The 20,567-nt window shown below is 67.4% G+C and carries 19 protein-coding genes; 7 read left to right on the plus strand and 12 right to left on the minus strand.

From position 1 onward, the window contains the following. Positions 1–38 precede the first annotated feature (38 nt). The 3 genes from ACM0PK_RS00980 to ACM0PK_RS00990 form a co-directional block, all read right to left on the minus strand. The gene (locus ACM0PK_RS00980) at positions 39–1,235 is read right to left on the minus strand and encodes an argininosuccinate synthase (protein ID WP_414607934.1); all 1,197 of its coding nucleotides are present in this window, start codon (positions 1,233–1,235) and stop codon (positions 39–41) included. Between the two features lie 62 nt (positions 1,236–1,297). Beyond that, positions 1,298–2,308 (minus strand): N-acetylornithine carbamoyltransferase, encoded by a 1,011-nt coding sequence (locus ACM0PK_RS00985; RefSeq protein ID WP_069139794.1) that lies wholly within the window; start codon positions 2,306–2,308, stop codon positions 1,298–1,300. 318 nt (positions 2,309–2,626) lie between these two features. Continuing rightward, positions 2,627–3,190 carry a glycine zipper 2TM domain-containing protein gene (locus tag ACM0PK_RS00990; protein WP_111176208.1) on the minus strand — a complete coding sequence of 188 codons (564 nt, stop codon included), beginning with the start codon at positions 3,188–3,190 and terminating at the stop codon, positions 2,627–2,629. Between the two features lie 188 nt (positions 3,191–3,378). On the opposite strand from ACM0PK_RS00990, the gene cysS reads away from it, so the two are divergent. From cysS to ACM0PK_RS01005, 3 genes are read left to right on the plus strand one after another with little or no spacing between them, the layout of a single operon-like run. Next, positions 3,379–4,755: a cysteine--tRNA ligase gene (gene cysS, locus ACM0PK_RS00995; RefSeq protein ID WP_111200724.1), complete on the plus strand. Its 1,377-nt coding sequence runs from the start codon at positions 3,379–3,381 to the stop codon at positions 4,753–4,755. A 53-nt stretch (positions 4,756–4,808) separates the two neighbouring features. Further along, positions 4,809–5,261 carry a SufE family protein gene (locus tag ACM0PK_RS01000; RefSeq protein WP_061478045.1) on the plus strand — a complete coding sequence of 151 codons (453 nt, stop codon included), beginning with the start codon at positions 4,809–4,811 and terminating at the stop codon, positions 5,259–5,261. Continuing rightward, positions 5,258–6,505: an MFS transporter gene (locus ACM0PK_RS01005; RefSeq protein ID WP_111200723.1), complete on the plus strand. Its 1,248-nt coding sequence runs from the start codon at positions 5,258–5,260 to the stop codon at positions 6,503–6,505. The genes ACM0PK_RS01000 and ACM0PK_RS01005 overlap by 4 nt, the downstream gene beginning before the upstream one ends. A 605-nt stretch (positions 6,506–7,110) precedes the next feature. On the opposite strand, the gene dksA is transcribed toward ACM0PK_RS01005, so the two are convergent. Further along, a complete protein-coding gene (dksA, locus tag ACM0PK_RS01010) occupies positions 7,111–8,337 on the minus strand; it encodes an RNA polymerase-binding protein DksA (protein WP_072168399.1) in 1,227 nt (408 codons plus the stop codon). A 272-nt stretch (positions 8,338–8,609) separates the two neighbouring features. Here dksA and yidD point away from each other — a divergent pair, with 272 nt between their 5' ends. The 3 genes from yidD to ACM0PK_RS01025 are packed head-to-tail and all read left to right on the plus strand — an operon-like array spanning position 8,610 to position 11,060. After that, entirely contained in the window at positions 8,610–8,864 is a 255-nt protein-coding gene (gene yidD / locus ACM0PK_RS01015; protein WP_014037867.1) for a membrane protein insertion efficiency factor YidD, read from the plus strand. A gap of 1 nt (position 8,865) precedes the next feature. After that, entirely contained in the window at positions 8,866–10,212 is a 1,347-nt protein-coding gene (locus tag ACM0PK_RS01020; RefSeq protein ID WP_414607935.1) for a dihydroorotase, read from the plus strand. Beyond that, positions 10,212–11,060: a M23 family metallopeptidase gene (locus ACM0PK_RS01025; protein ID WP_072168400.1), complete on the plus strand. Its 849-nt coding sequence runs from the start codon at positions 10,212–10,214 to the stop codon at positions 11,058–11,060. Before ACM0PK_RS01020 ends, ACM0PK_RS01025 begins: the two co-directional genes overlap by 1 nt. Positions 11,061–11,215: 155 nt before the next feature. Here the strand turns inward: ACM0PK_RS01025 and ACM0PK_RS01030 are convergent, their stop codons facing one another. The 5 genes from ACM0PK_RS01030 to efp all read right to left on the minus strand — a co-directional run bounded on the left by ACM0PK_RS01030 (position 11,216) and on the right by efp (position 15,443). Further along, positions 11,216–11,920, minus strand: a complete 705-nt coding sequence (locus ACM0PK_RS01030) for a squalene/phytoene synthase family protein (protein WP_061478050.1) — start codon at positions 11,918–11,920, stop codon at positions 11,216–11,218. 11 nt (positions 11,921–11,931) lie between these two features. After that, on the minus strand, positions 11,932–12,627 hold the full coding sequence (locus tag ACM0PK_RS01035) for a phosphoglycolate phosphatase (protein ID WP_061478051.1): 696 nt from the start codon (positions 12,625–12,627) through the stop codon (positions 11,932–11,934). After that, positions 12,624–13,340, minus strand: coding sequence for a bifunctional 2-polyprenyl-6-hydroxyphenol methylase/3-demethylubiquinol 3-O-methyltransferase UbiG (gene ubiG / locus ACM0PK_RS01040; RefSeq protein WP_061478052.1), 717 nt, complete (start codon positions 13,338–13,340; stop codon positions 12,624–12,626). Before ubiG ends, ACM0PK_RS01035 begins: the two co-directional genes overlap by 4 nt. Before the next feature lie 24 nt (positions 13,341–13,364). Next, positions 13,365–14,708, minus strand: coding sequence for a TRZ/ATZ family hydrolase (locus ACM0PK_RS01045; protein WP_053500540.1), 1,344 nt, complete (start codon positions 14,706–14,708; stop codon positions 13,365–13,367). 168 nt (positions 14,709–14,876) lie between these two features. After that, positions 14,877–15,443, minus strand: coding sequence for an elongation factor P (efp, locus tag ACM0PK_RS01050; protein ID WP_005410381.1), 567 nt, complete (start codon positions 15,441–15,443; stop codon positions 14,877–14,879). Between the two features lie 120 nt (positions 15,444–15,563). Between efp and epmB the strand changes: the two genes are divergently transcribed. Next, entirely contained in the window at positions 15,564–16,580 is a 1,017-nt protein-coding gene (gene epmB, locus ACM0PK_RS01055) for an EF-P beta-lysylation protein EpmB (RefSeq protein WP_181452472.1), read from the plus strand. A 67-nt stretch (positions 16,581–16,647) separates the two neighbouring features. Here the strand turns inward: epmB and ACM0PK_RS01060 are convergent, their stop codons facing one another. The 3 genes from ACM0PK_RS01060 to ACM0PK_RS01070 form a co-directional block, all read right to left on the minus strand. Then, positions 16,648–18,774: a putative bifunctional diguanylate cyclase/phosphodiesterase gene (locus ACM0PK_RS01060; protein ID WP_061478054.1), complete on the minus strand. Its 2,127-nt coding sequence runs from the start codon at positions 18,772–18,774 to the stop codon at positions 16,648–16,650. Continuing rightward, positions 18,771–19,646 (minus strand): phosphate/phosphite/phosphonate ABC transporter substrate-binding protein, encoded by an 876-nt coding sequence (locus ACM0PK_RS01065; protein WP_229298570.1) that lies wholly within the window; start codon positions 19,644–19,646, stop codon positions 18,771–18,773. The genes ACM0PK_RS01060 and ACM0PK_RS01065 overlap by 4 nt, the downstream gene beginning before the upstream one ends. A gap of 103 nt (positions 19,647–19,749) precedes the next feature. Next, positions 19,750–20,520: an RNA methyltransferase gene (locus ACM0PK_RS01070; RefSeq protein ID WP_061478056.1), complete on the minus strand. Its 771-nt coding sequence runs from the start codon at positions 20,518–20,520 to the stop codon at positions 19,750–19,752. Positions 20,521–20,567 lie beyond the last annotated feature (47 nt).

The raw sequence follows: 20,567 nt of genomic DNA on the forward strand, positions 1-20,567 counted from the left end.
GGGAGGCGCCGGCCAGCGGCCGGCGCCCCCGTCACAGGTCAACCGCGATTGACCTGCGCATAGACAGTCGAACTCATGCCGAACAGCTTGATGAAGCCTTCAGCCTCTTCCACGCCCCAGTCGGCCGACTGTGCGTAGGTGGCGCCCTTGGTGTTGAGCAGATGCGGCGACTTCACCGCCACCGCGTCGACGCGGCCACCGCGGGTTTCCAGCACCACTTCGCCGTTGACCTTGGCCTGCGAGGACTTCAGGAAGGCCTCGATGTCGGTCTTCAGCGGGTCGTGGTAGAAGCCTTCGTACACCAGCTCCACCCACTTGCGTGCGACGTCCGGCTTGAAGCGGTTCTGCTGTTTGGTCAGCACGGCATCTTCCAGCGCGCGGTGCGCGGCCAGCAGCGAAACCAGGCCCGGGGCCTCGAACACGATGCGACCCTTGAGGCCGATCACGGTGTCGCCGGTGTAGACGCCGCGGCCAACGCCATATGGGGCGAACAGCTTGTTGAGCTGGGCCAGGATCTGGTCGCCCGGCAGCGCCTTGCCGTCCAGTTCCACGGCTTCGCCTTCAACGAACTTCAGGGTCACGGTCAGCGCCTGTTCCGGCCATTCGCTGCGCGGCGAGCACCAGCCACGCGCGCCTTCACCCGGGGCTTCCCAACGGTCGATCTCACCGCCGGACATGGTCACGCCCAGCAGGTTCTCGTTGATGGTGTAGGCCTGCTGCTTGGCGCGCACGCCGAAGCCGCGCTCTTCCAGGTACTTCTGCTCGTAGGCGCGGGTCTGGGTGTGTTCCTTCTGGATCTCGCGGATCGGCGCGATGATCTGGTAGTCGCCCAGTGCCTTCACAGCCAGGTCGAAGCGGACTTGGTCGTTGCCCATGCCGGTGCAGCCGTGGGCGATGATGTGGGTACCCAGCTCGACAGCACGCTTCAGCGCGGCATCGACGATCAGGTAGCGGTCCGAAACCAGCAGCGGGTACTGGCCCTGGTAGCCTTCGCCGGCCCACACGAACGGCTTGACGAAGCCTTCCCAGATGGCCGGGCCACCATTGACGGTGACGTGGCTGGTCACGCCCAGCTCGGCGGCACGCTTCTCGATGAAATCGCGCTCTTCATCATCCACGCCGCCGGTGTCGGCGAACACGGTGTGCACGTTGTAGCCACGCTCCTGCAGGTAGGGCACGCAGAAGCTGGTATCCAGGCCGCCGGAGAAGGCGAGAACGACGTCTTTGTTGCTCATGGGGAGGGTATGTCCTGGTAGCGCCGGGCCGTGCCCGGCGGAAATGATTGAATCGGAAAAAATCAGCGCCCGGCAACGGCGGCCATGATCGCCTTCTGCACGTGCAGGCGGTTCTCGGCTTCGTTGATGGCGATGCACTGCGGCGAATCCATCACCGCATCGGTGGCTTTCACGTTGCGGCGCAGCGGCAGGCAGTGGCTGAACACCCCGTTGTTGGTCAGCGCCATCTTCCGCTCGTCCACGATGAAGTGCTTGAACTGGTCGCGGATCGGCTTTTCCGGTTCCCAGTTGCCGAAGAACGGCAGCGCACCCCAGCTCTTGGCGTAGACCACGTCGGCGCCGGCGTAGGCGCTGTCGATGTCATGGCTGATCTTCAGCGAACCGCCGCTCTCGGCCACGTTCTGCTCGGCCCAGCCCATGTAGCGCTCGTCGAGGATGTAGTCGGCGGTCGGGCACAGCAGGGTCACGTCCATGCCCATGCGGGTGGCGATGGTCAGCGCCGAGTTGGCCACGGCAGTGTTCAGCGGCTTGGGGTGGTAGGTCCAGGTCAGCACGTACTTCTTGCCGCGCAGGTCCTGGGTGCCGAAGTGCTCCTGCAGGGCCATGATGTGGGCCAGCTCCTGGCACGGATGGGTGATGGTCTCCATGTTGATGACCGGCACCGGCGAGTACTTGGCGAAGCTGTTGAGGACGATGTCCTGGCGGTCGTAGGCCCAGTCGATGAACTTGGGGAACGCGCGCACGGCGATGATGTCGCAGTAACGGCCCAGCACCTTGGCCACCTCAGCGATGTGCTCTTCGGTATCGCCGTCCATCACCGTGCCGAGGTTGAACTCGATCGGCCACGCATCCTTGCCCGGCTGCAGCACCACCGCGTGGGCACCGAGCTGGAATGCGCCCAGTTCGAAGCTGGTGCGGGTACGCATGGACGGGTTGAAGAACACCAGCGCGATCGACTTGCCCTTGAGCTGGTCGCCGAGCTTGTTGCGCTTGAACAGCGCGGCCTGGGTCAGCAGCGCGTCGAGATCACTGCGGCTCCAGTCCTGGGTGTTCAGGAAGTGCTTGGGGGACATCATCTTTCCTTGCGTGGCGGCGCCGGGTTCGACGCGGTGGAAGGGAAAACAGGAAGCAAAGGTGAAACGAAAAGGTTGCAGTTGCAGCTTTCAGAAGGCGGAAACGAAAAAACCCAGCCGGCGGGCTGGGTTTTTTTCGGACGAACAGCAAAAAGCTCCGGTTACCCAGCGAGAATGTGGGGTTCCGGTCGACGCGCACGCGAGGTCATGCCCGACGCCTGTCGGGCTGCGCTGCTGTCGTGCTGGAAGTCGGTGAGCTTCATGGCCGAATATCTTTGCATGCGGCCGTGACCGGCGCAAGGGGCCGGGGTCGCAGAATCAGGGATTGCCGGCGGCGCCCTGCTCCGGACCGACCCAGGGGGTGATCGACACCCGGATCTTGAGCCGGTTGCCCGGGTCTTCCGGCAGCCGCGACCGATACTTGGTGCCCTTGTAGACGTAGTCCACGTCGTAGGCGATGGGCCGGCGGAATTCACGCCCCACCGGCACGATGCGGCAGTCGCGGGTCAGCATCGGGCCATTGTTGGCAGGCGCTGGGGCCGGCGTTTCGGGGCCGGCCTCTTCGGAGGGCTCCTCGTCGCTGCGCTTGAACATCGAGCGCACCGAATCCCAGAAGCGGCTGATCCGGCCCTTGTCCTCGACCGGCTCCTCGCCGGTCACGTTCACCGGGGCCAGGGTCCGTGTCGACACCGGCTCGCAGTGCTCCTCAGTGCGGGTCGCGCGCAGGGTCTGGAACACCGGCTCGACGTTCAGCACCTGGGCGTAGTCGAACTTCACGTTCTCCACGATCACCACCCGGTTGCGGGGCTCGGCCTCCTGGGCCAGCACCACGGCGGGCAGCGCCGACAGGCAGGCCAGGGTCAGCAACGCGGTGGATTTCATTGGCGACGGGAGCAAGGACACGGCAATAGTGTAGGCAGTGGCGAGCGCAAGGGGCTGAACATTACCCGTCCACGCTGCTCCTGCCCACCCCACCCTGGATGGACCCGGCGTCCACCGGTGGCAGCCAGTGCCCCCAAAGGGGGCCGACACGTTCTAAAATCACAGGCTTGTCCCCCAGCCACAGCCCCATGACCCTGCGCCTGCACAACAACCTGACTCGCCAGCTCGAACCGTTCATTCCGCTCGACCCGGCCTGTCCGACCCTGTATGTGTGCGGCCCCACGGTCTACAACTACGTGCACATCGGCAACGCCCGTGGCCCAGTGGTGTTCGGGGTGCTGGCCGATCTGCTGCGGCGCCGTTTCGGCGCGCTGCGCTACGCCCGCAACATCACCGACGTGGACGACAAGATCAACACCGCCGCGCGCGAGCAGGGCGTACCGATCAGCACCATCACCGGCAAGTTCGCCGCCGCCTACCGTGAAGACATGGCCGCGCTGGGCGTGGTGCCGCCGGACATCGAGCCGGAGGTGACCGCGCACATGCCGCAGATCATCACCATGATCGAGCAGCTGATCGCCAATGGTCATGCCTACGCCGCCGAGGGTCACGTACTGTTCGCGGTCGCCAGCTTCAACGGCTACGGCAAGCTCTCGCGCCGTGACCCGGAAGAAATGCTGGCCGGTGCCCGTGTCGACGTGGCCCCGTACAAGCGCGACCCGGGTGATTTCGTGCTGTGGAAGCCGTCCAGCGACGACCTGCCCGGCTGGGAATCGCCGTGGGGCCGGGGTCGTCCGGGCTGGCATATCGAATGCTCGGCGATGGCCGCAGCCCACCTGGGCGAGACCATCGACATCCACGCCGGCGGCGTCGACCTGCAGTTCCCGCACCACGAGAACGAGATCGCGCAGAGCGAATGCGCCCACGGAGGTAGGATCTTCGCCCGTTTCTGGCTGCACAACGGCATGCTCAACTTCGGCGGCGCCAAGATGAGCAAGTCGCTGGGCAACATCGAGCGCGTACACGACCTGGTCCGCCAGCATCCGCCGGAGGCGCTGCGCCTGGCCCTGCTGTCGGCCCACTACCGGCAGCCGCTGGACTGGTCTGATGCGCTGATCGAACAATCGGTGCGCACCCTGGACCGCCTGTACGGCACCCTGCGCGAACTGGCGTCGATCGAGGCCACGGCAGTGATCCCCGCCAGCGTCGAAGCGACCCTGGACGACGATCTCAACACACCCCAGGCGCTGGCCGAAGTGGCCCGCATCGCCGCCGACGCGCGTCGTGCCACCGACCCGGCCGAACAGGCACGCCTGAAGGGCGAGCTGCTCGGTGCGGGCCTGGTGCTGGGCCTGCTGCAGGCCGACCCGGCGCAGTGGTTCGGCACCGCAGCGGGCGACGAGGACGACGATGCCCGCGTCCAGGGCCTGATCGACGAGCGCGCCGCGGCCAAGAAGGCACGCGATTTCGCCCGTGCCGACGCCATCCGCGACCAGCTGGCCGCCGAAGGCATCGTGCTGGATGACACCCCGCAGGGCGTTCGCTGGTCGCGCAAGCGCAGCTGACCTGCCCTGCCCCGTGGCCGGTCCGCCGGCCACGCCCCACCGTAGAGACTGTTGTGACCGACTCCCCGTTCCCGCTTGAACCCACCGCCGCCGAGGCCCAGGCCGCCATCGCCGAGGAATTCGGCTTCTTCGGCGACTGGTCCGAGCGCTACCAGTACCTGATCGACCTCGGCCGCAAGCTGCCGCCCTTCCCGGAAGAATGGAAGACCGAAGAGCATCGCCTGCTCGGCTGCCAGTCGATGGTCTGGATCGTGCCGGAAGGCAACGCGCAGTCGCTGCGCTTCCATGCCATCAGCGATTCGGCGATTGTCTCCGGCCTGATCTTCCTGGCGCTGCGCGTGTACTCCGGGCGCTCGGCGCAGGAGATCCTGGACACCGAGCCGAGCTACATCCAGGACATCGGCCTGGCCCGCCACCTCTCGCCCACCCGCAGCAATGGTGTGGCGGCGATGCTGGCCTTCATCCGCGAGACGGCGCAGGCGCAGCTGCAGCGCGACCCGTCGTGAGCGAACCCGCCACAGCCGAAGACAGTGCACTGGGCCTGCTGTCCCGCCCCGGTTTCGCCAGGCTGCTGGCCTACCGCATCTTCGCGATGCTGTCCTACCAGGTGGTCGCGGTCACTGTCGGCTGGCACATCTACGAAGTCACCCGCAATCCGTTCTCGCTGGGCCTGATCGGCCTGGCCGAGGTCGTGCCGTTCTTCTGCGTGGCTCCGTTCGCCGGTTACCTGGTAGATCACCTGCCGCGCCGTCGGCTGGGCATGGTCGCCTGTTGCGGGCTGATCGCCACTGCACTGGTATTGACCAGCGTAGCCATGGGCTGGCTGCCGATTGACGGCGTGTGGCCGATCTATGCGGCCATCGCGCTGACCGGCATGGTCCGCGCCTTCCTGTCGCCGATCTACAACGCCTTGTTCGCCCGCGTGCTGGCCCGTGGCCAGTTCGCCCGTGGCGCCGGCCTGGGCGCGGTGGTGTTCCAGGCCGGCATGATCGCCGGCCCGGCACTGGGTGGCGTGCTGGTCGGCTTCGGTGGCAAGGGTCTGTCCTACGCGGTGGCTACGGCCTTTGCGCTGGTGGCGATGGCCTGCCTGGCCACACTGAAGGTGGAAGAACCGGTGCATACCGGTCCGGCCGCACCGATCTTCAAGAGCATCGCCGAAGGCGCGCGCTTCGTGGTCGGCAACCGGATCATGGTCGGCGCGATGGCGCTGGACATGTTCTCGGTGCTGCTGGGCGGCGTGGTAGCGATGCTGCCGGCGTTCCTGCACGAGATCCTGCACCACGGCCCGGAAGGCCTGGGCATCCTGCGCGCGATGCCGGCGCTGGGCTCGGTGTGCGTGGGCCTGTGGCTGGCGCGCCACCCGCTGCAGCGCAATGCCGGCCGCGTCCTGCTGTTCGCGGTGGCCGGCTTCGGCCTGTGCGTGATCAGCTTCGGGTTGTCGCAGCATTTCTGGCTGTCGGCGCTGATCCTGCTGTTCTACGGCGCGTTCGATGGTGTCTCGGTGGTGATCCGCTCGACCATCCTGCAGTTGGCTACGCCGGAAGAGATGCGCGGTCGCGTATCGTCGATCAACGGCATCTTCATCAGTTCGTCCAACGAGCTGGGCGCGTTCTATGCCGGCACGATGGCGAAGCTGCTCGGCCTGGTGCCGGCGGTGGTGCTGGGCGGATTCGCGGTGCTGAGCGTGGCCGGGATCACCGCGTGGAAGAACCCAACGCTGCGGAAACTGAATCTTCGCGACCTGCAGTGAACCTGTAGAGCCGAGCCCATGCTCGGCTGCGCATTTCCGTGCACCCATGAACCGGTAGCGCCAGGCCATGCCCGGCGGGCTCTTTCCGCGACCGCGGTGGGGTGTAACTTTCTTTGCGCGCGCAAAGAAAGTAACCAAAGATACGCGTCGCCATCCGCGAGCCGGTGCTGCGCACCGGTGCCCTGTGCTCCTCGGTGAATCAGGGGACGGCGCGGAGAGCCAGCCGACTAGCAGTCGGCTCTACAGGATAGAGCCGCCTCTTCGCCCCTGATTCCCCTGCGGTGCTCGGCTCGCTACAAGGCGGACTCAACAGCCGCGAGCACGCATGACCGCTCCTGTCGGCCTGAGCAGAGCGTGGGCTCGGCTCTACATCGGCCGCGCACGCAGGAAACCGTCGAGAGCCTGCGGGAGGGTCCGGGCAGGACCGTCCGCGGCATGGATGCCGCGGCCGAGCTTACAGGGATGTACTTGCAGCCTGTCCTGCCCGGACCCACCCGCAGGCTCACGCCGATACCCGCAAGGCGCCGCCCTACGCAGCCAACACGAACCCAACAAAAAACCCGGCCGAAGCCGGGTTTTTCGCATGACCAGACAACGAACTGGAATCAGTCGCCCTGCTGCTTCTGCAGGTGCTCCCAACGCTCCTGGGCGTCGATGGTGCGCTCTGCGGTGAGGCGCGCTTCCAGGCGCTCCAGGCCGATTTCTTCGCCGGTGTCGACGCAGTAGCCGTAGTCACCTGCTTCCAGGCGCTTCAGGGTGCTGTCGATCTTGCCGATCAGCTTGCGGTAGCGGTCGCGGGTACGCAGTTCCAGCGAGTTCTCGGTCTCGCGGGTCGCACGCTCGGCTTCGTCGCCGATGTCACGCACTTCCTCGCGCAGATTCTCGATGGTCTGCTTGGACTCTTCCACCAGGTCCGCGCGCCAGTTCTGCAGGCGCTGGCGGAAATACTCCTGCTGCAGCGGGCTCATGTATTCCTCTTCCGAGGACGGCTTGTAGCCAGCCGGCAGGATCGGGCGGCCGGTGGCCTCGTCGGTCTTGTACTCGACCACCTTGTACTTGCTGCGCGGGGCCGGTGCTGCCGAGCGGGCGGCGACGGCCACGGCAACCTTGCCGACAGGGCGCGACACGGTCTTCGGGGCGGAATCGGATTTCACGGCGGTTTTGGCAGGCGATTTCGAAACGGGCACGGGATTCTTGGATTGCGGGGCCTTCGAAGCGACAGGAGCGGCGGCCGGGGCCGGCGTTGAGGCCGGCTGGGCTGCCGCCACTGCCACGGTCTTGGCCGGGACAGGCTTGGCCGGAGCCGGCTTGGCAGCAGGCTTCGGTGCGGACTTCACTACTGGGGCCGGGGTCGGCTTTGCGGCCGGCGCGGCAACGTTCTTGGCAACCTTCTTTACAGCGGCGGGCGTGGCGGCCGGTTTAGCCGCAGCGACCTTCTTTGCTACGGGCTTGGCGACCGGCTTGGCTGCAGCCTTCTTCACCACCGCCTTCGGCGCCGGCTTGGCGGCGGCCTTCTTGACCACCGGCTTGGCGGCGGCCTTCTTCACTGGCGCGGCCTTGCTGACGGTCTTCTTCACCGGCGCCTTCTTGCTGGCGGCGGCTGGCTTGGCCTTGGCGGGCGCAGCGGCCTTCTTCGCCACCGGCTTGGTTGCCTTGACCGGCGTTTTCTTTGCGGTGGCCTTCCTGGCCGCCGGTTGCGAGGACGCTGCCTTGGTCGCCGGCTTGCTGGCCGGCTTCTTGGCAACGGGCTTTGCCGCCAACTTCTTCACAACAGGCTTGGCGGTTTTCTTGGCGGCCGTTGCGGCCTTCTTTGCAGTTTTTTTAGCAGCCACGAAACGCTCTTCCTTGGATTTCCCGGGGCCCGGGAAAGCGGGCCTTTATAGCCTACCCGACCCGCAGCAGCAACCTCGGCACCCTGCTCCATTCAGTCCTGGAGCCAAGGCGCCCTGGAGGGCAGTCCGACGAACACGGACCGCCTTGCGCGGTACGGAACCTGGCCAGCACCCGACGGTGCTGGTACCGGTCGCAGGCCATCGGCGACATGCGACCAACGCCCCATCCTGCACAAATGCGTCCTTCATGCCAACTGGCATAAGATGACTGGGTGATCTCGCGCCTGCTCATTGCCCTGCTGCGCTTCTACAAGCGCTTCATCAGCCCCCTGCTGGGGCCGCGCTGCCGTTTCGTGCCGAGCTGTTCTGAATACGCGATGGACGCCATCTCGCGGCACGGCCCGCTGCGCGGCAGCTGGTTGGCTGCGCGCCGGCTGGGCCGCTGCCATCCGTTCCATCCCGGCGGCTTCGATCCCGTGCCCGAGTCCCCCAACGCCCCCTCTTGCCGTTGCACAGGAAAACACTGACATGTCCTCCACCCTCATCACCAACGCCCGCATGGTCAACGAAGGCCGCACCTTCGATGGTGACCTGCGCATCGAGAACGGCCGCATCGCGCAGATCGGCAGCGGGCTCGCGCCGCGCGACGGCGAGCAGGTGGTGGACGCGGCCGGGCGCTGGCTGCTGCCCGGCATGATCGATGACCAGGTGCACTTCCGCGAACCGGGCCTGACCCACAAGGGCGACATCGCCAGCGAATCGGCGGCCGCCGTGGCCGGTGGCCTGACCAGCTTCATGGACATGCCCAACACCAACCCGCCGACGCTGAATTCAACCATCCTGGAAGCCAAGTACGAGCTCGCGCGCGGCCGCGCCTGGGCCAACTACGGTTTCTACCACGGTGCCAGCAATGACAACCTGGACGCGATCCGTGCCCTGGACCCGAAGAAGGCCCCGGGCGTGAAGGTGTTCATGGGTGCTTCGACCGGCAACATGCTGGTCGACAACCCGGAAACGCTGGACGCGATCTTCCGCGAATGCCCGACCCCGATCATCACGCACTGCGAAGACACGCCGATGATCGATGCCAACCTCAAGGCCTTCCAGGAAAAGTACGGCGATGCGCTGACCCCGGACATGCACCCGGACATCCGTTCGCGCGAAGCCTGCATCAAGTCGACCCGCCTGGCAATGTCGCTGGCACGCAAGCACGGCACCCGCCTGCACGTACTGCACATCTCCACCGCCGATGAGCTGGCGCTGTTCGAGAAGGGCCCGCTGATCCGCGCCGATGGCAGCCGCAAGCAGATCACCGCCGAAACCTGCGTGCACTTCCTGCACTTCGCGCGCCCGGACTACGCGACCAAGGGCAACCTGATCAAATGCAACCCGGCGATCAAGGAAGTGTCCGACCGCGAGGCAATCACCGCTGCCTTGGCCGATGACGTGCTGGACGTGCTGGCCACCGACCACGCGCCACATACCTGGGAAGAGAAGCAGAAGCCCTACGCGCAGGCGCCGTCGGGCCTGCCGCTGGTGCAGTACGCGCTGGTGGCCGCGCTGGAGCGGGTGCACGAAGGCAAGCTGACCCGCGAGCAGGTGGTGCAGAAATTCGCACATGCGCCGGCGCAGCTGTTCGACGTGGAAGAACGCGGCTTCCTGCGCGAAGGCTACTTTGCCGACCTGGTGCTGGTGGAGGACGTGCCGTTCACCGTCAAGCGCGAGGACGTGCTGTCCAAGTGCGGCTGGTCGCCGTTCGAAGGCACCACTTTCCGCTCGCGCATCGCCTCCACCTGGGTCAACGGCCAGCTGGTGTGGGACGGCAGCAAGCTGGTGGGTGAGCCCGCCGGCCAGCGCATGACCTACGACCGCTGATGCGTTCGGCACTGATGATCGGGGCGCTGCTGCTGGCCGCGCCCCTGCTCTGCACATCTTCGGCCAACGCGCAGGATGGCATCGGCAGCCTGATCGACAGCCGCGTGGTGTTCCCGGCCAGTGCCTCGCAGGGCGCGCTGGTGATCGGCAAGGTGCCCGCAGGCAGTCGCGTGCAGTACGCCGGCCGCCAGCTGCGGGTGAGCGGCTACGGCAGCGTGGTGTTCGGCATCGGCCGCGACGAGAAGGGTCCGCTGCGCGTACAGGTGCAACGCCCCGATGGTGGCAGCGAGACCGCGACCATTGCGGTGACGCCGCGTGACTGGCCCACCGAGCGGGTCAACGGGGTGCCACCGAAGACGGTCAATCCGCCGGCGGCGATCGCCGAGCGGATCAAGCGCGAACAGGCGCAGGTGACCGCCGCACGTGCCCGCGATGACGACCGCACCGACTTCACCCAGACCTTCATCTGGCCGGTACAGGGCCGCATCAGCGGCCGCTTCGGCAATGCACGCGTCTACAACGGGCAGCCGGGGGCCGGTCACTCCGGCATGGACATCGCGGTGCCGACCGGCACCCCGGTGAAGGCGCCGGCGGCCGGCATCGTGACCTTCGCCGGTCCGGACCTGTACCTGACCGGTGGCACGCTGCTGCTCGACCACGGCTTCGGGGTCAGCTCCAATTTCCTGCACCTTTCGCGCATCGACGTAAAAGTTGGCGACCGTGTGGAGCAGGGCCAGGTGATCGCTGCCGTCGGCGCCACCGGCCGTGCCACCGGCCCGCACCTGCACTGGGGCATGAACTGGTTCGACACCCGCATCGACCCGTTGCTGGTGCTGGAGCGGAAGTAACGCCCATCGCCCGGTGCGGTGGTGAGCCGCTGTTGTAGAGCCGAGCCCACGCTCGGCTGTCGCGCAGAGATGAGCCGAGCATGGGCTCGGCTGTACAGACAGCATTCAATCAACCGCGCGAGGTAGCGCCGGGCCATGCCCGGCGGAGCGCGGGATCAACCGCGCGCTGCCCACCACACGCGCAGCAACGTGCGCACCGGGGTGGCTTCGATTGGCTTGCCTGCGGCCTGCGCGGCAACGCGGGCGCGCGCCAGGCTCGACCACACGCGCCGCGGGCGCGGGCCCGGCACGCGGCTGCCCCATCCTTTCAGCAGGTACTGGGCCCAGCGCTGCGCGGCCGTGCTGGAATCCTCATCCAACAGGCTGCGCGGCACACCGGCTACGCCGGCATCCTGCAGGCGCTGGGCCAGCGTCTGCAGCTGCACCGCACGACCGGCGCCGGTGCGCGGCTTGTCGGCAAACAAGGCCGCTTCCACTGCGGCCACGGCCTCGGCGTAATTGGCCAGCGCACGCTCGGCACCGGCTGCATCCAACGCAACAGTACGCGCTTCAACGAGGTCCGGCAGCGCTTCGGCCAGTTGCACCCACGGCGCACGCACCGGCTCCAGCAGACGGCCCAGTGGATGGCGCGAACGATGCCCTGCCCAGCTGCGCAGTTCCTCGCCCCACCACGCCAGCTTGGCATCGGCCGGCAGCGGATCGCCGCTGGTGTTGAGCATGTCGTCAAACTCCTGCAGCAGCGCAAACCACGCCACTGCGAGCTCGCGTTGCGGTTCGGCCACGAACGGAGCGGCCACCGACCATTCCGGCCAACGGCTGCGCCACTTGTCGAGGAAACTGTCCAGCGCGGTACTGCTCACTACGGGATTCCTTACGGCTGGGCCGGGGCTGCCGGCCGGGTCGGCCAGAGACTGGCCAGTTGCAGAAGTTCAGCGTTCTCGACCAGCACGTCGGCCTGCCAGGCCAGCGGATCGTCGCTGTGCAGGCGGTAGCCCCACAGCGCCGCCACCGACGGCATCGCGGCAGCACGTGCAGCGATGATGTCGCGCTCGTCATCGCCCACGTACACGCAGTCTTCGGCGGCCATGCCAATGGCCTGCGCAGCGTGCAGCAGTGGAAGCGGGTGCGGCTTGCGCTCGGCCAGGCTGTCACCGCCGACCAGCACCGCGCAGCGCTGCTGCCAACCATGCTGCGGCAGGATCAGGCGCGCCAGGTACTCCGGCTTGTTGGTGACGATGCCCCATACCGTACCGGCCTCATCCAGCGCGGCGAGCATGCCGGCCACGCCGTCGAACAGCACCGCGTGCTGGCCGATCAGCGCTTCGTAGCGCTGCAGGAATTCCGGGATCAATGCATCGCGCGCAGCGGCATCCAGGTCCGGGAAAGCGGTCCCGACCATCGCGCGCGAGCCCTTGGAGACCACCGGCCGCAGCTGCGCCGGATCGATCGCTGCCCGGCCCCGCTCGGCCAGCATCGCATTGCAGGTGGCGACGAAGTCCGGCGCGCTGTCCAGCAACGTGCCATCCAGGTCGAACAGCACCGCACGCGGGAAGCGGGCGGAGGTCATGCCGGCTTGACCGCGTAGGCCAGGTAGTTGATGTCGGTGCGGCTGCTCAGGCGGGCATGGTTGCGCCACGGCTCGTAGGCCATGCCGCTGACATCCACCAGCTGCAGGTCGGCCTCGCGCAGCCAGCGCGCCAGCTCGGCCGGCTTGATGAATTCCTGGTAGTGGTGGGTACCCCTGGGCAGCAGCCGCGCCACGTACTCGGCGCCGACAATCGCCACCGCGAAGGCGGCCGCGGTGCGGTTGATCGTCGACAGGAACAGGTGGCCGCCCGGCTTCAGCAGGCGCTTGCAGGCGTCGATGATCGCGCCCGGGTCTGGCACGTGCTCCAGCATTTCCATGCAGGTGACCACGTCGAAACTTCCCGGCTGCTCGGCGGCCAGATCCTCGGCGGCCTGCACGCGGTAGTCGACCTTGGCGCCGCTTTCCAGCGCATGCAGGCGCGCGACCTTCACCAGTTCCGGGGCCAGGTCGATGGCGGTGACGTCGGCGCCGGCCTGCGCCAGTGCTTCGCTCAGCAGCCCGCCACCGCAGCCGATGTCGAGCACGCGCGCGCCACGCAACGGCACGCGGTCGGTCACGTACTTCAGGCGCACCGGGTTCAGCGCATGCAGCGGCTTCTGCGGGCCGTCAGCGTCCCACCAGCGGTTGGCCAGCGCGGCGAACTTGTCCAGCTCGGCCTGATCGAAATTGGAGGAAGCGTGAGGGGCAGTCATGAGGGGTCCTTGCGGCGCCAGGGATCAGGCGCGGATATGACGGATGCGCTCGCGCCACTGGCGCGCGTTGGCGATGATGCCCGGCAGGTCCATGCCGACCAGCTCGCGCTGCACCAGCTTCGGCTTGCCGGCGATCCAGACGTCGCTGACCTGCTGGCGGCCGGTGGCATACACCAGCTGCGACAGCACGTTGTGCAGCGGCTGGGTTTCCAGCGCCGACAGGTCGACGCAGACCAGGTCGGCCTGCTTGCCGACTTCGATCGAACCGATGCGGTCAGCAAAGCCCAGCGCACGGGCGCCGCCCAGCGTCGCTGCGCGCAGCGTGGTCGCCGCGTCCAGCGCGGTGGCATCATCGGCCACGGCCTTGGCCAGGATCGCTGCGGTACGGTTCTCGCTGAACATGTCCAGGTCGTTGTTGCTGGCGCAGCCATCGGTGCCGATCGCCAGGTTCACGCCGGCGCGCTGCAGGGCGCAGGCCGGGCAGAAGCCGGAGGCCAGCTTCAGGTTCGATTCGGGGCAATGCACGACGCTGACGCCGCGTTCGGCGCACAGGTGGATTTCCGCATCGGTCAGCTGGGTCATGTGCACCGCGATCAGGCGGTCGTTGACCAGGCCGAGCCGATCCAGCCGCGCCAGCGGGCGCTGGCCGTGCAGCTTGATCGAATCGTTGATCTCCTGCGCGGTCTCGTGGGTATGCAGGTGCACCTGCATGTCGAGCTGGTCGGACAGCATCCGCACCCGCTCGAAGTTGGCATCGTTGACCGTGTACGGCGCATGCGGCGCGAACGCGGTGCCGATCAGCGGATCGGTGCGCCACTGGTCATGCAGTTCACCGGCCTTGGCGAAGTATTCGTCGTCGGTCCTGGCCCAGGCGGTGGGGAAATCGATGATGACCGCGCCAACCAGTGCGCGGAAACCGTGCTTCTTGTAGACCGCAGCCTGCACGTCGCCGAAGAAGTAGTTCTCGTTGGCACAGGTGGTGCCGCCGCGCAGCATCTCGGCGATGGCCAGGGTGGTGCCGTCGGCGACGAACTCGGGGCCGATCACCGCCGCTTCCACCGGCCAGATGTGCTGCTGCAGCCAGGTCATCAGCGGCAGGTCGTCGGCGACGCCGCGCAGCAGGGTCATCGGGTTGTGCGTGTGCGCGTTGACCAGGCCCGGCATCAGCGCCGACTCGGGGCGGCTGACCACCTGCGCGGCACGGAAGCGTGCGCGCGCCTCGGCACGCGGCAGGATGGCCACGATCTCGCTGCCACGCACGGCAACGGCATGGTCTTCCAGCACCACCGCATGCGGCTCGATGGGAACGACATGACCGGCTTCGATGAGCAGGTCGCAGGCTTCGGGGAGGTGCGGGCTATCGCTCATGCGGGCTCACTGGCTATTGGAGAAGGGCCTGGCGGGAGGCGGTAGCGCCGGGCCATGCCCGGCGGCTGTCCGCTGCGGCGCCATGGGCGCCAGCAACGGGTCCGGGCGGCGCCCGGAAAGCCGAGCGCGGGCTCGGCTCTACAGTGAGGTCGGCCAACCGCCGGAACCTTATTTGACGCGTGCGGAGTATTCGCCCGAACGGGTGTCGACACGGATCACTTCGTCCTGGTTGACGAACAGCGGCACGCGGACCACGGCACCGGTTTCCAGGGTGGCCGGCTTGCCGCCGCCGCCCGAGGTGTCGCCACGGACGCCCGGATCGGTTTCGGTGATCTTCAGTTCGACGAAGTTCGGCGGCTGAACGAAGATCGGCTCGCCATTCCACAGGGTGACCACGCAGGACTCTTCGCCCTTCAGCCACTTCTCGGCGCCGCCCATGCCGGCCTTGGTGGCCTGGACCTGCTCGAAGGACTCCGGATCCATGAAGTGCCAGTATTCGCCGTCGCTGTACATGAAGTTCATGTCGGTATCGACGACGTCGGCTGCATCCAGCGAGTCGGTCGACTTCATGGTCACTTCCTGGGTACGCCCGTCCTTGATCAGGCGGTACTTCACGCGGGTGAAGGCCTGGCCCTTGCCCGGCTTGACGTATTCGGTGTCGATGATGACGGCCGGTTGGTTGTTGACCAGGATCTTCATCCCGTTCTTGACGTCGTTCATGCCGTAGCTGGCCATGCGTAAACTCCTGAGTGGCAGAAACGCCGCGGGTGCGGCGAGCCGTTAGAATGGAAAGCCCACCGGATGCCGGTGGGCGACTGTTTTTCTGCCCCCATGATAACCGCAGGCCCCCTCTCCATGCAGCTTTCCGCCTTCCCCCGGCCCCAGTCGCCAGGCGCGCCCGCGCGCTGGCAGCAGCTCTGGCGCCAGGCGCTGCGCGACCCGCACGCCCTGCTGGCCCGGCTGCAGCTGGACCCGGCGGCGCTGGGTGTCTCGGAGGCGGCCATGAACCAGTTCGCATTGCGCGTGCCCGAGGGCTTCGTGGCCCGCATGCGCGTGGGCGATGCGGCCGACCCGCTGCTGCGCCAGGTGCTGCCGATCGGCGAGGAAATGCGCCCGGCGCCCGGGTTCAGCTTCGACGCGGTGGGCGATGGTGCCGCCAGGAAGGCTACCGGGGTGATCCAGAAGTACCGTGGCCGTGCTCTGCTGGTCGCCACCGGCAGCTGCGCGATCAACTGCCGCTACTGCTTCCGCCGCCACTTCGACTATGCCGCGGAAAACGCTGCCAAGGGCGGCTGGCAGGAGGCCGTAGCCGCCATCGCGGCCGACCCGGACATCGACGAGGTGATCCTGTCCGGCGGTGACCCGTTGTCACTGGCCACGCACAAGCTGGTCGAGCTGACCGACGCCCTGCGCGCGATTCCGCATATCCGCCGCCTGCGCATCCATACCCGGCTGCCGATCGTGCTGCCGGAACGCGTGGACGATGAACTGGTGTGCTGGCTGGGCAGCCTGCCATGGCCGCTGGCGATCGTGGTCCACGCCAATCACGCCAATGAATTCGACGCCAGCGTGGACGCGGCGATGGCCCGCCTGCGCGGCGTCGGCGCCCAGCTGCTGAACCAGGCGGTACTGCTGCGCGGGGTCAACGACAGCGTGCGGGCACTGCAGGACCTGAGCGAGCGCAGCTTCGCCGCCGGCGTGCTGCCCTACTACCTGCACCAGCTGGACCGGGTCGAAGGCGTGGCCCACTTCGAAGTGGACGATGCCCAGGCCAAGGCGCTGATTGCCGGCCTGACCGCACGCCTGTCCGGCTATCTGATTCCGAAACTGGTGCGCGAACTGCCCGGCGACCCGAGCAAGCGCGCGCTGTAATCCGGGGGCGGGGTCAGATCCCTTTTCCTGCGGAAAAGGGATCTGACCCCAGGACAACGGCAGCAGGTCAGAGGCCCGACTCGATCATCCGCACCACTTCGGTGGCGGTCACCGGGTGGCTCAGCCAGTAGCCCTGGCCGAGATCGCAGCCGCGCTGCACCAGCAGTTCGAACTGCGCCTGCTGCTCAATGCCCTCGGCCACCACGGTGATGCCCAGTGCGTGGGCCATGGCGATGATCGCCGTGGTCAGCGCCAGATCGTCGGGATCGCGCTGCATGTCGGCCACGAAGCTCTTGTCGATCTTCACGCCGTCCACCGGTACCTGGCGAAGATGGCTGAGACCGGAGAAGCCGGTGCCAAAATCGTCCAGCCAGACCTTCACGCCGGTGCGGTGCAGCTTGTCCAGCAGCTGCGCGGCAACCATTTCGTCGCCGATCACCGCGGTTTCGGTCAACTCCAGGTGCAGGCGCGACGCCGGCAGCCCGGACTCGTGCAGGCACTGCGCGACCAATGCCGGCAGTTCACCGCCGCGCAGCTGCCGTGGCGACACATTCACCGACACGAACAGATCATCGCCGCCCGCCCCGCGTGGCCACTGCGAGGCTTCCATGCAGGCCGCACGCAGCACCTTCGGGCCGATGAGCTCGATCAGCCCGCTCTGCTCGGCCACTTCGATGAACACCGACGGCGGAATCGTGCCCAGGGTCGGATGCTGCCAGCGCAGCAGCACTTCCACGCCGACCATGCGCCGGTCGCGCATGCGGAAGATGGGCTGGTAGGCCAGGCGCAGCTCGCCGCGCTCCCAGGCCCCGCGCAGCTCCTGCTCCATGTGCACGCGGCGCTCGACCGCGTGGTCCATCGCACGGCTGTAATAGCGGTAGCAGTTCTTGCCGGCCATCTTGGCCTGGTACATGGCGATGTCGCCGTTCTTCAGCAGCGTGGTCGCATCAGCGGCATCGTCCGGGAACAGGGTCACGCCGATCGAAGTGCCCAGGAACAGTTCCCGGCCCTGCACCACCAGCGGCTTGCCCAGCTCGCGCACCAGCACTTCGGCCAGCAGCCGTGCGTTGGCCGCCACGTCGCCATCACCGACCAGGATCACGAACTCGTCGCCGCCAAAGCGGGCCAGCAGGGCTTCATCGCCACCGGCCTCGGCAACCGCACTGCCGATGCGCTGCGCGAACTGCAACAGCGCTTCGTCACCGGCCTCATGGCCCAGGGTGTCGTTGACGCGCTTGAAATCGTCGATATCGGCAAACAGCAGGCCCAGCCGATGATTGGATGCGCGCGCGGCCATCAGGCGATGGTCCAGCGCTTCCCGGAATGCCAGCCGGTTGGTCAGCCCGGTCAGCGCATCGGTATAGGCCATGCGCCGCACCTCGCGGTCATGCCGGGCGATGGCATCGCGCATTCGGGCGAAGCCGCGCACCAGCTCGCCGACCTCGTCGTCGCGGGTGTTCTCGGCCAGCGGCGCCTGGTAGTCGCCAGCTTCGATGCGGCGCGCCGCAGCGGCCAGGTCCCGGATCGGCGCCACCAGGGTGCGCTGCACGTACAGGATCACCACCACGCCGATCACCACCAGCAGGCCCAGCATCAGCAGCAGCCAGCCCAGGTGGCGGCTGCCGACCTGCTGCAGGCGCTCGCCAAGCGTGGCATTGGCGGCCTGTTCGCGCTGCTGCACCTCGTCCAGCGCCATGCCGACGCGGACCCCGCCGATGCGCTGGTTGCCGACCATGATCGGCATGGTGTTGTCGAGCACCTTGGGCGATTCCTGCACCACCAGTGCCTGCGCCACCGCGGCCTTGGGGGCCAGCGGGTCGGTCATCGGCTGGCCGAAGCCGGACACCTCGATCGAGCCGTCATGCACCAGCCGGCCGCGTTCGTCGAACACCAGCACATAGCGCACGACCGGTTGCCGTGCGGAGTTGCGCACCAGCGCACCGACCTGAGCCAGGTCGCGGTAGTACAGCGGGTTGGCCAGCGCGTCGGACAGCTCGCGCGCCATTGCTTCGCCGCGGCTGCGCACGCTGCGGTCGAACAGTTCATGGATGACGCCACCACTGAGGTTGCGCACCTCACCCTGCATCGCTGCCTGCCGCCCCAGCAACACCGCCAGGATCGCCACCACCACGACCATCGCCCCGCCCATCGCCAGCAGGAACCGGGCCTGCATTCCCGAGCCGAGCCACTTCATTCCACTTCCATCCGCACGCGCGTCAATCCTTGTTTCAATTCATCCAGCCGCTGCTGCGCATGCGCATCGACGCGGTGGAAACCGGAAGTGCCGAAAAACCGATGCAGCGCCCCCTGTGCCTGCGGGTCGCTGGCCGCCTGCAGCAGGACGTCCTGCAGCCGGTCACGCACCCGCGGGTCAAGGTCGGCGCGAACCATTTCCACCGCCCGCGGGTAGGGTTCGGTGCGCAGCAGTTCGCGGAAGTCGCGCCGGAATGCCGCAGGCATCCGTCGCTCGTCATTCCAGTCCACGCTGCTCACCGCCCCCACTTCGACCATGCCCTTGTGCACGAACGTGGCGATGTTCAACTCGCTACGTGCGAACACGTACCCCACGCTGTCCCGGCCCGGCACGTCCCACACACCGGCCAGGATCTGCGGCGCCAGCCCTTCCTGCAGCAGCGTCATCACCGGCACCAGGTAGGCACTGGTGGACGCCGTGTTCTGCAGCGCCAGGCGATGCCCGCGCAGGTCCTGGATCCGCTGGATCGGACTGTCGCGACGCACGAAGAACACGGTCTGGTACTCACGCACGCCGTTGCGCTCGGTCAGCAGCAGCGGCCGCGCGCCACTGCGCTGGCCCAGTGCCACCGCCGTACCCGACGTTTCCGTGACCCAGTCGACCCGCCCCCGCCGCAGATAGCTGGCCATCTGCTGCGGGTCGCGTGCCATCAGGATCCGCCCTTCGGTGATGCCGACGTCGTGCATGCGTGCCACTACATAGTCCAGCAACGGTTGCAGCTGCTCGTAATGGGCCTTGGGATCATCGCTGATCCGGCCCAGCACCAGCACCGGGTCCGGTGCTGCATGCACCGTCCCGGCCAGCAGGATCATGACCAGGCTCAGCAGTCCCCTCTGCACTGCCCTTCGCAGACCCGACACAGGCTTCATCCCCCCTGGGTATCCGGACAGACTACCCGAAAAAATGAGAACGTCGTCAGCTGTCCTTGTTGCCCGCCTGTGCCAGCCGCGCCATCCGCTGGGTGTCGGCAAGGATGCCGCGCAACAGGCGCACTTCCTGCTCGCTCGGCTCGCTGCGCAGGAACAGGCGGCGCAGCTTGCGCATCGCCGACTCCGGGGCGCGGCCCTTGTGGAAATCGATCTCGTCCAGCGTGTCACCGAGCTGGGCGAAGAAGCTCTCCATCTGTTCATGGCTTGCTGCCTGTTCGCGGAAGCCGGGCTCGGCATTGGGGGCCGGCTGCGCGCCCAGCAGCTGCATGCGCGTTTCATAGGCCAGCACCTGTACGGCGGCCGCCAGGTTGAGCGAGCTGAACGCCGGGTCTGACGGGATGTGCACTGCGGCGTGGCAGAGCTGCAGCTCCTCGTTGGTCAGGCCAGTGCGCTCACGGCCGAACACCAGCGCCACCTCGGCGCCCTCGCCCGCCTTGGCCACCGCACGAGCGGCGGCATCGGCCGGCAGGTACTCCTCCAGCTGCACGCGGCGGGCACGCGCGGTGCAGCCCAGCACCAGGCGGCAATCGGCCACGGCCTCGGCCAGGGTGGCGACCACCGGGGCGTCCCCCAGCACATCTTCGGCACCGGCCGAGCGGCGGAAGGCCTCCTCGTCCAGCGGTTTCTCGGGGGCGACCAGCACCAGGCGGGCCAGGCCCATGGTCTTCAGGGCACGGGCGGCGGCCCCCATGTTGCCGGGGTGCTGGGTACCGACCAGGACGAATCGGAGGCGGGTGGCGGCGGGAAACTGGGACATGAACAGGGAAAAGGTCGAGCTGGACGATGACCAATGGTAAACTGTGC

Origin of the sequence: Stenotrophomonas sp. FR010 (assembly GCF_047520755.2) — a bacterium.
Taxonomy (GTDB): domain Bacteria; phylum Pseudomonadota; class Gammaproteobacteria; order Xanthomonadales; family Xanthomonadaceae; genus Stenotrophomonas; species Stenotrophomonas sepilia.

Excerpts from the sequence above, each read along its gene's own strand:
- cysS (WP_111200724.1), top strand. The coding sequence starts at position 3,379 with ATGACCCTGCGCCTGCACAACAACCTGACTCGCCAGCTCGAACCGTTC.
- ACM0PK_RS01020 (WP_414607935.1), top strand. The coding sequence starts at position 8,866 with ATGTCCTCCACCCTCATCACCAACGCCCGCATGGTCAACGAAGGCCGC.
- epmB (WP_181452472.1), top strand. The coding sequence starts at position 15,564 with ATGCAGCTTTCCGCCTTCCCCCGGCCCCAGTCGCCAGGCGCGCCCGCG.
- ACM0PK_RS01025 (WP_072168400.1), top strand. The coding sequence starts at position 10,212 with ATGCGTTCGGCACTGATGATCGGGGCGCTGCTGCTGGCCGCGCCCCTG.
- ubiG (WP_061478052.1), bottom strand. The coding sequence starts at position 13,340 with ATGACTGCCCCTCACGCTTCCTCCAATTTCGATCAGGCCGAGCTGGAC.
- ACM0PK_RS01065 (WP_229298570.1), bottom strand. The coding sequence starts at position 19,646 with ATGATCCTGCTGGCCGGGACGGTGCATGCAGCACCGGACCCGGTGCTG.
- ACM0PK_RS01070 (WP_061478056.1), bottom strand. The coding sequence starts at position 20,520 with ATGTCCCAGTTTCCCGCCGCCACCCGCCTCCGATTCGTCCTGGTCGGT.
- ACM0PK_RS01045 (WP_053500540.1), bottom strand. The coding sequence starts at position 14,708 with ATGAGCGATAGCCCGCACCTCCCCGAAGCCTGCGACCTGCTCATCGAA.
- ACM0PK_RS01060 (WP_061478054.1), bottom strand. The coding sequence starts at position 18,774 with ATGAAGTGGCTCGGCTCGGGAATGCAGGCCCGGTTCCTGCTGGCGATG.
- ACM0PK_RS00990 (WP_111176208.1), bottom strand. The coding sequence starts at position 3,190 with ATGAAATCCACCGCGTTGCTGACCCTGGCCTGCCTGTCGGCGCTGCCC.
- ACM0PK_RS00985 (WP_069139794.1), bottom strand. The coding sequence starts at position 2,308 with ATGTCCCCCAAGCACTTCCTGAACACCCAGGACTGGAGCCGCAGTGAT.
- efp (WP_005410381.1), bottom strand. The coding sequence starts at position 15,443 with ATGGCCAGCTACGGCATGAACGACGTCAAGAACGGGATGAAGATCCTG.
- ACM0PK_RS00980 (WP_414607934.1), bottom strand. The coding sequence starts at position 1,235 with ATGAGCAACAAAGACGTCGTTCTCGCCTTCTCCGGCGGCCTGGATACC.
- ACM0PK_RS01035 (WP_061478051.1), bottom strand. The coding sequence starts at position 12,627 with ATGACCTCCGCCCGCTTCCCGCGTGCGGTGCTGTTCGACCTGGATGGC.